The 12,037-nt window shown below is 57.8% G+C and carries 9 protein-coding genes; 1 reads left to right on the top strand and 8 read right to left on the bottom strand.

Translation table 11 applies throughout. The features are described from left to right. Positions 1-99 precede the first annotated feature (99 nt). Entirely contained in the window at positions 100-1,755 is a 1,656-nt protein-coding gene (locus tag H1204_RS43595; protein WP_180736240.1) for a sigma 54-interacting transcriptional regulator, read from the top strand. A 139-nt stretch (positions 1,756-1,894) separates the two neighbouring features. On the opposite strand, the gene H1204_RS43590 is transcribed toward H1204_RS43595, so the two are convergent. From H1204_RS43590 to H1204_RS43555, 8 genes are all read right to left on the bottom strand, one after another. Continuing rightward, the gene (locus H1204_RS43590) at positions 1,895-3,043 is read right to left on the bottom strand and encodes a branched-chain amino acid ABC transporter substrate-binding protein (protein ID WP_180736239.1); all 1,149 of its coding nucleotides are present in this window, start codon (positions 3,041-3,043) and stop codon (positions 1,895-1,897) included. 617 nt (positions 3,044-3,660) lie between these two features. After that, a complete protein-coding gene (gene pcaF, locus H1204_RS43585) occupies positions 3,661-4,863 on the bottom strand; it encodes a 3-oxoadipyl-CoA thiolase (RefSeq protein WP_180736238.1) in 1,203 nt (400 codons plus the stop codon). Between the two features lie 44 nt (positions 4,864-4,907). Continuing rightward, on the bottom strand, positions 4,908-6,020 hold the full coding sequence (locus tag H1204_RS43580) for a CaiB/BaiF CoA-transferase family protein (protein ID WP_180736237.1): 1,113 nt from the start codon (positions 6,018-6,020) through the stop codon (positions 4,908-4,910). Positions 6,021-6,319: 299 nt separating this feature from the next. Next, positions 6,320-7,624 carry an MFS transporter gene (locus H1204_RS43575; RefSeq protein ID WP_180736236.1) on the bottom strand — a complete coding sequence of 435 codons (1,305 nt, stop codon included), beginning with the start codon at positions 7,622-7,624 and terminating at the stop codon, positions 6,320-6,322. A 163-nt stretch (positions 7,625-7,787) separates the two neighbouring features. Beyond that, a complete protein-coding gene (locus tag H1204_RS43570) occupies positions 7,788-8,573 on the bottom strand; it encodes a class II aldolase/adducin family protein (RefSeq protein WP_180736235.1) in 786 nt (261 codons plus the stop codon). 704 nt (positions 8,574-9,277) lie between these two features. Then, complete coding sequence (gene panC / locus H1204_RS43565) at positions 9,278-10,111, bottom strand: pantoate--beta-alanine ligase (RefSeq protein ID WP_180736234.1); 834 nt, start codon at positions 10,109-10,111, stop codon at positions 9,278-9,280. A 211-nt stretch (positions 10,112-10,322) separates the two neighbouring features. Then, a complete protein-coding gene (locus H1204_RS43560) occupies positions 10,323-10,748 on the bottom strand; it encodes a hypothetical protein (RefSeq protein WP_243469110.1) in 426 nt (141 codons plus the stop codon). 189 nt (positions 10,749-10,937) lie between these two features. Beyond that, complete coding sequence (locus H1204_RS43555; RefSeq protein ID WP_180736232.1) at positions 10,938-11,933, bottom strand: quinone oxidoreductase; 996 nt, start codon at positions 11,931-11,933, stop codon at positions 10,938-10,940. Positions 11,934-12,037 lie beyond the last annotated feature (104 nt).

Raw genomic sequence — 12,037 nt, 5'->3', positions numbered from 1 at the left:
TGCGCAATGAACTGTTTTTGTTGCGGTCACTTTTGAAGGCTCAGTGTATTTGAAAACCACACTGTCCCGTGCCCGCAGGACGAGAAAAATGAGGGAGACATGTCGAGACAAAAGTGCGGAATCCTGGTGCTGGAAGAGACCGGGAGCCCGCTGCTGGCCGCTGGTTTGTGTGAAGACAAATCGCTGGCCGAAGAACTGACGAAGCTCTGGCGAGAGCGCGCGGACATCAGGCTCAAGCAGGTTTTTCCAATCACCACCCGTGAGCAGGCGCTGATCGTCTCCACAGTCGACGCAGGCAGTGCTGTGTGCTTTCTCGTGTTCGAAAGCGATGCTGACGAAGCCCTGGCCGAGTTCATTTCGACCGTTGAGTTTTCAGACGACATCCTCCGGCACTTCGTGACCAATCCCTACGAGGCCATCACCGTAGTGGATTCAGCCGGGAAGCTCCTTTATATGAGCCCCGTGCACGAGAAGTTCTTCGGACTGCGCCACGGTGAAGCGACGGGGCAGCCGGTGACCGAGGTCATCGAGAACACCAAGCTGCAGGAAGTCGCGGTGCGCGGCCGCGCACAGATCGGACAGGTTCAGGAGATGAACGGTGTTGTGCGCGTCGTTTCGCGCACACCAATCTTCGACCGAAATAAGCGCCGCGTCGGAGCAATCGGACAGGTGATGTTCAAGGGTCCGGAAGCGATCGAAGAACTGCGCAACGAACTTACCCGTGTGCGTCAGGAGCTCGACTTCTACAAGCGCGAACTCTCTGGCATGCGCAACCGGACTTATGGCCTGGATCAGATCGTCGGCACCAGTGATGCCGTACATCGCCTTAAAGAAGACATCATACGCATCGCCCCACTCGACGTGCCCGTGCTGATCGCCGGAGAAAGCGGAACCGGCAAGGAACTGGTCGCGCACGCACTCCATATGTTGAGCCCGCGCAGCGCCAACCCAATGGTTCTCGTCAACGCTGCAGCGATGCCCAGCACGCTCGTGGAAGCCGAACTGTTCGGCTACGAAGGAGGAGCATTTACGGGCGCCGATCGCAAGGGACGCAAGGGCAAGTTCGAGCAGGCCGATGGTGGCACGCTATTCCTCGATGAAATCGGCGACATGCCGCTAGACACGCAGGTAAAGTTGCTGCGGACGCTTCAGGACGGCAACTTCGAGCGCGTCGGCGGCGACCGTAGGGTGCATTCGGATTTTCGTCTTATCTCGGCAAGCAACCGTGATTTCGACGCCATGATTTCCGAGAGCACCTTCCGGCTTGACCTGTTCTATCGTATTGCTGCCGTCACGCTGAGATTGCCTCCGTTACGCGAGCGGCTTGAGGACATTCCGATGCTTGCGGATACGTTCCTTACCAACTTCTCCGAAAGGCACGGCGTTCCCAAGAAGGCGGTGACGTCTGAGGTCGTGCAATATCTGCAGTCACAACCTTGGCCGGGCAACATTCGCCAGCTTCAACATGCGATCGAACGCGCGGCCATCTTTGCCGACGGCCCGTCCATCACGCTGGCCAATTGCGGATATGCCGTGAACAGCACACCGTCAGGGTCCGGCGGTGGATACGCGCCCCTGCACGCCCAGCGCGAGAAAGCCACCCGAGACGTGCGGGTAGCAAAAGAACGCGCCGAATCGGAACTGATCGTCGAGGCCATGCAACGCCTCAAGGGCAACAAGAAACGAGTCGCCGAAGAGCTTGGCGTGTCCCGATCGTATCTGTACAAACGTCTGAGCGATCTGTCGATCGAATAGCCCCGACTACGATGTCATATCTCGCATTCTCCCGAAACGAGCACAACTCTTCGAAATAGTCGGAAACACACGAACGGGCGACGCAGATCGCCGTCACCCGTTCGAATGAATCGAGGTGGTCGGTGCGACCGCTCAAACGTCAGAGCTTCATCACTTCGAGCAGATTCTTTTTGCCATTTTTGTACTGGTAGATCGAGATACCCGTATCCTTGAGATCGCCCTTCTGATCAAAGGCTATCTGCCCAATCACACCATTGAAGCTGGTTGACGGCATACTAGCCAGAATCTTCGCCGGGTCCGTCGAGTTCGCCCGCCTCATCGAATCGATGATGACGTTGACGGCATCATAGGCGAACGGAGCATAAGGTTGCATCGTCTGCCTGAAGGTGCTTTCGTATTTGGTCTTGAATTCTCGCCCGCCCGGCATTTTCTCAAGAGGAAGGCTGGCCTCCGAGCATGTCAGGTTCTTCGATGCGTCGCCCGCCAGCTCTCCCAGCTTTTCCGTGCACATTCCATCTCCCGAAAGGATTTTCGAGCGCAGTCCCAGTTGGCTCGCTTGCCGGACGAGATTAGCGCCCGCGGCGTCCTCGCCACCGTACATAATGATGTCAGGGTTCTCGTTCTTGATCTTCGTCAGGATACCTTTGAAGTCGACCGTCTTGTCGGTACACGCGTCACGCGAAATCACCTTGATACCGAGTGTCTGTGCATTCTTCGAAAACTGGTCGGCCAGACCCTGACCGTAGGCGGTCGCATCGTCCACGACGGCGAGCGTTTTCGCCCCCATCTGTTTTGCGGCATAGGCAGCCAGTGCAGGTGCCTGTTGCGCATCCGTCGCGATCATGCGGTAGGTCGTCTTGAATCCCTGCTGGGTATAGAGCGGGTTCGTCGACGACGGTGTGATCTGGGTGATCCCCCCATCGCGGTAAATCTTGGAAGCGGGGATAGTCGTGCCAGACGTGACGTGCCCAATTACCGCCACAACCTTTTCGTCCACCAGCTTCTGGGCCACCTGCGTCGCCGTCCGGGGGTCGGCAGCGTCATCTTCCTCGACCAGTTGCAGCGTGATCTTCTTCCCATTGATCACCAGACCCTTTGCGTTCGCCTCATCCACGGCGAGCTTCGCTCCATTTTCAACGTCCCGGCCAATGTGCGCCAGAATGCCGGTTAGCGGTGCGACCGCTCCAATCTTGACGGTCTCCGTCGTCTGCGCATCAGCGAGCGATGGAATATTGAAGGCAATACTGAGCAATATCAACGCAGTATTGCGCGTGTCGAAGCTTTTCATGGCAGTTCCTATGGTTTAGTGTTCCCATCCCCGTGCAACCGGTCATCCGAAGCTTTTCCCGTCAATTGCGTTGCATCGAATGGGTGATCTACATTAGCTATCCAAATAGGGTATTTGCTGTCGAATTAGCTCACTCTTTTCGCTCTCGCCCACCATGTTTCGACCGAATATCGCGTCAAGTTGAAACGTTCATTTCGTGGCGCCAAATTCGGACTGTATTTAGCGGACCTGTGTCCGGGCAAACAGGTAACAGCGGCGAAGTATCACGACAGACTGGTGTATGGCTACCCTCCTGACTGGCAGACTCCTTTCCCCGAGTTCAAAAATCGATTCTTTAATTTGCTTGCTGTTCGTTAAGACGCGGGACAATCGAGGTTCTTCACATTATTTAGGTATCCAAATAGTTATAATTGAAATATGACAACCACGAAAACGGTCTCCATCACGTATATTTAGTTTGCCTGTCGGCTATCCTGTCGATTCGAAGGCTCCCTTCCTTCCCACTTCGAGCGCGAGTACGCTTATGACCGACGGGCGCGAGTCGGTCCTCCGTCCATCACCCGCCGATCAAATTATGGGCCGACGCAGGTGTTCAGCCACCGGCGCCGAACTCACGTTCACAGGCGTTCGATTGCAACCGCAATACCCTGCCCCACACCAATACACATAGTACAAAGCGCGAATCGACCGCGCGTGCGTTGCAGCTGATATGTCGCCGTCGTGACGAGTCGCGCGCCACTCATGCCTAGCGGATGCCCAAGTGCGATGGCGCCTCCGTTCGGATTGACGCGCGGATCGTCGTCGGCGACGCCCAGCATACGTAATACGGCGAGCCCCTGCGATGCGAACGCCTCGTTGAGCTCGATCACGTCGAACTCGTTTATGGTCATTTTCAGACGCTCGAGAAGTTTCATTGTCGCGGGCGCCGGCCCGATTCCCATGACTCGCGGCGCAACGCCTGCCGTCGCCATCCCCAGGATTCGCGCTCTCGGCTGAAGACCAAACCGCTTCGCGTGATCCTCATCGGCGACGATGAGCGCGGCCGCTCCGTCATTCACACCGGACGCATTCCCCGCTGTCACGGTTCCGTCGGGACGAACCACGCCCTTCAGACCTGCGAGCGTTTCGATATTCGTCTCGCGAGGGTGCTCGTCCCGCGACACCACGATCGGGTCACCCTTCTTTTGGGGAATACGCACCGCAACGATTTCTTCGGCAAGACTGCCGTCGCGCTGGGCCCGGGCTGCCTTCTGCTGACTACGCAATGCGAACGCATCCTGGTCTGCGCGACTGATTGCATAGTCCTGGGCAACGTTTTCTGCCGTTTCCGGCATCGAATCTACACCGTGAAGCTTCTTCATGAGTGGGTTGATAAAGCGCCATCCGATCGTCGTGTCGTGTATCTCAGACTGTCGGGAGAACGCCGTCGTGGCCTTGCCCTGTACGAACGGAGCGCGGCTCATACTTTCCACGCCGCCCGCAATCAGGAACCCTGCCTCGCCCGACTTCACCGCTCTGGCCGCGATCCCGACCGCGTCCATTCCGGATCCGCAAAGACGATTCACCGTCGTACCCGGTGCGCCTTCAGGCAGACCTGCAAGCAACAATGCCATGCGGGCAACGTTGCGGTTATCTTCGCCCGCCTGGTTGGCGCAACCAAAGATAACGTCGTCAATGGCACCCCAGTCGACTTCCCGATTGCGCTCCATCAACGCACGTAGCGGCGCGGCACCGAGATCATCAGCCCGGATCGACGAGAGCGATCCAGCGTAGCGACCAATGGGCGTGCGCACTGCGTCACAAATAAAAGCTTCCTTCATCTTGGTTTCCAGAGTTAAGAACAGGGTGGCGATGTGCCGACAAGTCAGGACTCGAGCAGTTCGTTTGCGGCCCCAAGCAGCGGAGACGGTCGGTGCGTTGTGTTCGCCCGGAATACAGATGCGACGGGGATGGGAAGCGCCGGCAGTCTGCCACCCGACGATCCGACGGTCTGCTCGAACAAGCCGCGCGCAACGACATGCGGATCCTTGACGGCCTCCTCCAATGTCGCGACGACCGAGCAACAAACGTCCTGTCCTTCGAATACCGCTTTCCATTCAGCTGAGGTGCGCGAAGCGATGCAGGCCGCCACTGCCTCCCTGGCCTGTTGGCGATCTGCCGCGGGGCCTTTCATTTCCGCGGGCAGTCCGATGAGTCGCGTGAAGTTGTCCCAGAACTTGTCTTCAAGCGGGGCGGCGGCAATGTAACGTCCGTCAGCGGTCCGGTAAATGTGGTAGCGGGGAGACCCTCCCGTCACGAGTTCTGCGCCGGACTTCGGCCAGCCCGCTCCCGACAGTCCGCTGCCAAGCCCCCAGTAATTGAACGCGAAGAGGTTATCTGCCATCGAGATGTCGATATGAACCCCTCGACCGGTACGATCTCTTTCGCGCAGAGCGAACATGATGTTCATCACCGCGGGATAGGCGCCGCCCGCGATATCCGCAGCCAGCATCGGCGGCAACACGGGCGCGCCATCTGAGCCGGCGCTCAATCCGAGCATCCCGGTCTCGGCAAGATAGTTGAGGTCATGGGCCGCAACATTCGATTTCGGTCCGGTCTGGCCCCAGCCGGATATCGAGCAGTAGACCAAACGGGAATTGATCTCACGAACGTGGTCATAGCCGAGCCCCAGGCGTGACATCACGCCTGGCCTGAATTGTTCGATCAGCACATCGGCGCGCGTGATCAACGGCGTCAGCTTTTCTAGCGCATCAGGTCGTTTCAGATCGATCGAAATGCTCTGCTTGCCGCGATTGAGCATCACAAAATTGACACTATCCTCTCCCAGCCGAGGCTGGTAGGACCGCATGTCGTCCCCTGTCTGCGGGCGCTCGATCTTGATGACCGTCGCTCCCGCTTCGGCGAGAACGAGGCTTGCCATCGGGCCAGGCAACAACGTAGAAAAATCGATAACAGTGAGACCTTCCAAAGGAGACATATTTAGCAACCTCATTTTGTTAAGTCTGTTTCAACAGACTCGGTCCTGACCGTACCTTCTGGAGTTTCGTGGAAAGACCCGGCCTCACGGCAAAGAATCGTCGCCCAGATTGTTGGTGGGCTGTCATCACGCAAAGAGTGTGCCATTGGTACTACACGTCAACTGGCCGTGGACTTCTGCAAATGTCCAGCGCAAAGCCGGTTGCAGTTGTCGTCGGCGCAGGCACAACACGATGCGGTAATGTCGTCGCGCACGACAGACTGTCGGGACATTGCTCGTCTCCGGCAACCGAGTCAGATTCAGGTCACGCTTGTCAAACTGCTGACCTGCGTCGCGGGACGCGAGACGTGCCGGGTGATGCGCAACAGCACGACAAAACCCACCGCGCCAACGGCAGCGATCAGCAGCAAGCCGGGACTAAAACTGCCAGTCCTGTCCCGAATGACACCCATCAACACCGATTGCACGAATCCGGACAGGTTTCCCAACGAACTGATCATGGCAATCCCCGCTGCGCCGACGGTCGATTTGAGCAGGAGATTCGGTAACGTCCAGAACACCGGTAACGCCGACATTAAACCAAGTGCAGACACTGAGAAGGCGATGATCTTTGCCATCGGCGACGGAACCACGACCGACGCGACCAAACCGAATACCGCCAGTCCGAGGGCAACGAGAGCGTGGCCGCGGCGCTCCTGGTGGCGGTCCGAACTGCGCCCCCACAACACCATCCCGACCGCGCCGACCAGAAAGGGAGCCGCAGTCGCAAAGCCGGTCTGGATGATGCTCAGGTGCGCCTCCTTCATGATGAGAGGAAGGAAGAACGCCAGTCCGTAGGAAATGCCCGCGAGACAGAAGTAGATGTACGCGAGAAGCCAGATCTGCGGGGTCCTAAGGATCACGCCGATGCTTTCATGCGCATATTTGCCTACTTGTGCGCGCTCCTCGTCAAGCGTATCCATCAGCCACCGCTTCTCTTCATCGTTGAGCCATTCGGCGTCTTCTGGCTTGTCACGCAGTACCTTGTATACGACAAAAGCCAGCAGTATCGCCGGGACGGCCTCGACGATGAACATGGTCTGCCAGCTTGCCAGCCCCCAGAACCCAGCACCATTGATCAGGAACGCCGAGATGGGTGCGCCGAGGACGCTGGCCATCGGCACTGCCACCATGAAGGTACCGATGAAAGTGGCGCGCCAGCGACTCGGCACCCACAGCGTGAGAAAGAAGATGATTCCCGGAAAGAATCCAGCTTCCGCGGCCCCCAGCAATAACCGGATCACGTAAAAGCTCGTTTCACCCTGAACAAACGCCATCGACCCCGAAAGTATTCCCCACGTCAGCATGATGCGGGCAATCCAGCGGCGGGCGCCAAAGCGCTTCAGCACAAGGTTCGACGGAATCTCGAACACGAAATAGGTTATGAAGAATAGACCTGCGCCCAGACCGAAGGCGGCATTGGATAGACCGAGGGCCTGGTTCATCGTCAGCGCGGCATAGCCAATGTTGACGCGGTCAAGGTGGGAAACGATGTAACAGACCAGCAATAGCGGCAGGAACCGCATGAGGACTTTGCGCATGCAGTTCTGATCGGTGGCAACCATGTCTCTTCCATCCTTCTCGTATTACCGCCCGCATACGACGAAAACAGGGCGTGCGCGACCCAGCAGCTGAAGATGTTCACCGTTGCTGTGTGCGCTTACGCCCCGTCATGAGGCCCGCGACGCGGTGCGGATTGGGTTATTGTGTCTAGGGGCTGCCTGCCAGTCAGCTGTCGTAGCGTGGCTGATCAAGTTCGATCAGTCGTAACGCAGCATCGAAACCGACCTGCTGGTAGCTCTGTGCCCCGCCCGTGTCGAGGGCGTCGTCCACGATGTCGAGTTTTGCGAACTGATCTGATGTGTGCTTGCGCACGGCTTCCGGCGGATAGGTCAACTTGCTACCTCCCGCCAACGCCGCGACCTGCGCCTGGCATGCGCGCTCCAGGTAATAAATCACGAGCCATGCATCTGCCACGGTCGAACCCGCAGCAAGCAACCCGTGATTGCGCAAGATCATCGCCTTGTTCTCGCCGAGATCTGCCACCAGCCGGGCGCGCTCATCCGCGTCCGATGCGATCCCCTCATAGTCGTGATACGACAGCCGTCCATAAAACTTCAGCGCGTGCTGGCTGATCGGCAGCAGTCCCTGCTCTTGCGCGGATACTGCGATCCCTGCGGCCGTATGGGTGTGTACAACACATGCTACGTCGTGCCTCGCCATATGTACGGCTGAGTGAATCATGAAGCCAGCCTTGTTCACGCGTTGACGCCTGTCCGACGAACTCTCTACGATATTGCCGTTCATATCGATCTTGACGAGGCTCGACGCCGTGATCTCATGGAACATCTGACCATACGGGTTGATGAGGAAGTGATGCTTGTCAGTACCCGGCACGCGGGCGCTGATGTGAGTGTAGATGTGATCGGTCATGCGGTGGTGCGCGATGATGCGATACAGAGCGGCAAGTTCGCAGCGCGTTTTCCATTCTGCATCGCTGTATTCGGGTTGCATCTTCTCTCCTGTTGGTTGTGTGAGCAGCATCGAAACTGTAAATGTGAATGCCATCATTGGCACACACTGCGACGTGATGGGTGGACACGCTTAATCCGGAGTGGTTGGAAACGAGCACGGTGCTACATCGAGGGCGCCGCACATCAGCCGGGGCTGTCGATAACCGTGATCTCCTGACGGCTTATCAAGATGCCTTGGGTGACTCATTAAGCAGCCGGGCCGTGTTCCTCGTTTCAGACAGATAACCCATATTCCATATGATGAGGAATCCAAAGACTGATCGAGGTCACCTCATCCCGCCCCGGGTTCGAACTCTAATCTGAAGCCCCACCGTTCGTCGACGGCGCACCACTTCCAAGTCGTTTGCAAATCACATGCCAACATCCGCGTCCAAGGTCGACTCTCCGGCATGCTGCCTGCAAGCATTCGAAGATCGCATGAATCGATGGTTTCCGGCATTCAATTCTGAATCACGGCCCAATGTCCGCATGTGCCACTGACTGCCGCAACTACACCCTGTCCACCGCAAAAACACACACGTCGCACGCCCCATACATGTATCGCGATGCGGCTATCGGCGTCCTCCATGAAAGGACATACCAGGTGGTCAATGGCAAGCAAAGGCAGAGCGACCAGAGACAGGTTTTCGACACCGGTCGCAAGTGAGGAATTTGTTCAAGTCAAGGCCGCGCCGTGTTTTGGGTTCATATTTCAAGATTGTCGATCAGGCGCGTCGCGCCGAACTTTGCGGCCGCGAGCACGACGAGCGGTGCATCCTGTTCGTGCGCGGCGGGCGCAATCAGGTTTTCACGTTTGCGGATCGCGATGTAGTCGGGCTTCCAGCCGCGCGCGGCGAGCCTCGCCATCGCTTCCCGCTCCAGCGCGGCGAAATCGTGGTTGCCTGACAGCACGGTCTCACGGATGCGTTGCAGCGTGGCCGCGAGCATAGGCGCTTCGGCGCGTTCGGGCTCCGTCAGATACCGGTTGCGCGAGCTGAGCGCGAGACCGTCGGCGTCACGCACGGTTTCGGCCGCGACGATGTCGGTGGGCAACGCGAACTGGCCAGTCATTGCGCGCAGAATCATCAGCTGCTGATAATCCTTCTTGCCGAACACGGCGACGCGCGGCTGCACGCAAGACATCAGCTTCATCACGACCGTGCACACGCCCGTGAAGAAGCCGGGGCGGAACTCGCCTTCGAGAATGTCACCGAGATCGTGCGGCGGATGCACGCGGTATTCCTGCGGCTGCGGGTACATGTCGCGCTCCGTCGGCGCAAACAACACGTAGACGTTTTCCTTCTGCAGCTTGTCGATGTCGTCCTGGAGCGTACGCGGATACTTGTCGAAATCTTCGTTCGGCCCGAACTGCAGGCGGTTCACGAAGATGCTCGCCACGATCGGGTCGCCGTGCTGACGCGCGAGACGCATCAGCGACAGATGGCCCTCGTGCAGGTTGCCCATCGTCGGCACGAAGGCGGTGCGCTTCTGGCCGCGCAACTGGTCACGCAATTCCTGGATCGAGCTGATGATTTTCATCGTGGTGAGACCTTCCGGATATCCATCAAGGCAATCGCGCCATCTGAACTGAAATGGTTTCCTCGCCAGACGCCATCCGTGTCGACACGCGTGCAAAATAAGTAGCGACAGCGCGTATCGAGAATGCGCAGAGCGCTCGCACCGGATCGTTCTGTTCCGTCCATGCTACGGTGCGCGTCTCGTGCAGATGCTCTCACCTACGCGCCCCTGCCTAAGCTGATTTCTCACGTAGTCCTAATTTGGTCATCAAAAGGATGTAGCCTGAAGCGGACGGCTCGCGATCATTGGCGGCACACTCCAGGATTGCGCCTCCCTCCAGCGCGCTGAACAGAAGCTTTGCGATCTGTGTGGAGGAGGCACCCGAAGGACGATCGAAAGAGTCGAAATGATCCCGTACAACCTTTCGAATCCAGTGAATCTGCAGGATAGATAGATCTGATGCGCGACTCCGTATCGCATCCGGTAGACAGGCGTGACTTGCGCTAAGCGCCACCGAAAACGGAGGCACTCCGCACACGAAGTCCTCGCTGCGCAGGCAAGCGTAGGCTATTAGTCGACTTTGAGCATCACCGTACTCGAGATAAATATCATCGAGCTCTCGCCCGATACGAATGATGTGTCTTTCGACTACTTCCATGCAGATGTCTTCGCGAGTGCGGAAACACTCTGCGATCCCGTCTTCTGCAACCGAGAGCGTCCGCGCAAGTTCCGCAAGACTGAACGCAGCGTAACCTCGCTCACGGATCAATCTTTCCGATACTTCGAGAAGAGTATGTCGCATCGGCTCGCTGACCTGTGATCGCGCAAAGTTCGCCGCTTTCGCTGCTCAAACCGCGTTTGGTTCAGGAAGAAGAACACTTGAACCGGTCGTTTTTCTGCTTTCAAGATCCCTGTGAGCTTGCGCGACGTCGTGCAATGCATACCGCTTTCCGATGTTCGGCTTCACCTTGCCCGCCTGAACCAAGTTGAACAGGTCCGTCGCCATTCCATCCAGATCGTCACGCTTCGCCGCATAGTGGAACAGCTGCGGGCGTGTAAAGAACAGCGAACCTCGCCGGGTAAATTCGATAGCCTCGATAGACGGCAGGGGTCCAGACGAATTCCCGAAACTGACGAACATCCCTAATGGCGAGAGGCAATCCAGCGAGCCGATATACGTGTCTTTCCCGATGGAATCGTAGACGACGGGCACGCCTTTCCCGTCGGTGATCTCGAGTACACGCTGCGTGAAATTCTCACGTGAATAGACAATCGTGAAGTCACATCCGTTGGCCTTCGCGATCTCCGCTTTCTCGTCCGAACTCACCGTGCCGATCACTGTTGCGCCGAGCGCCCTGGCCCATTGACAGGCCAGCAAACCGACGCCGCCAGCCGCGGCATGAATGAGGATCGTTTCGCCTGCCTGCACTCGATATGTGCGTCGCAACAGGTATTGCGCCGTGAGACCCTGCAGCGTCACCGCTGCGGCGTCTTCGAAGCTCACACCATCGGGAAGAAGTACGACCTCAGCCTCCGGGACGACGCGCTCCAGCGCATAAGCACCGGGCTTCGTGCCTGCATACGCAACCCTGTCTCCGCTTTTGAAGCGTGTCACACCTTCACCGACGGCAGTCACCACACCAGCGGCTTCCATACCGATTCCACCGGGCAGCGGCATCGGATAGAGTCCGGTACGAAAATACACATCGATGAAATTGAGGCCCACGGCGCAATGCCGAACACGAATTTCACCGCGGCCCGGCCGTTCCATATCTACATCGACCCATTCCATGACTTCCGGACCGCCAATCGCGCGAATCCTGACAGCTTGCGTTCTGCTCATACACATTCCCGATCGTGGTCTCTCTTGGATTGCGTGAAGGGAAGCACCTAGACCTGCAATCACGATGAGTCATTTTAGGCTGCAGCCGCGCAACGTTTTTACCA

It is taken from the genome of Paraburkholderia sp. PGU19 (genome assembly GCF_013426915.1).
GTDB lineage: Bacteria > Pseudomonadota > Gammaproteobacteria > Burkholderiales > Burkholderiaceae > Paraburkholderia.
Note: the sequence above shows the minus strand (reverse complement) of the source record. Positions and strands in the feature narration are given on the sequence as shown.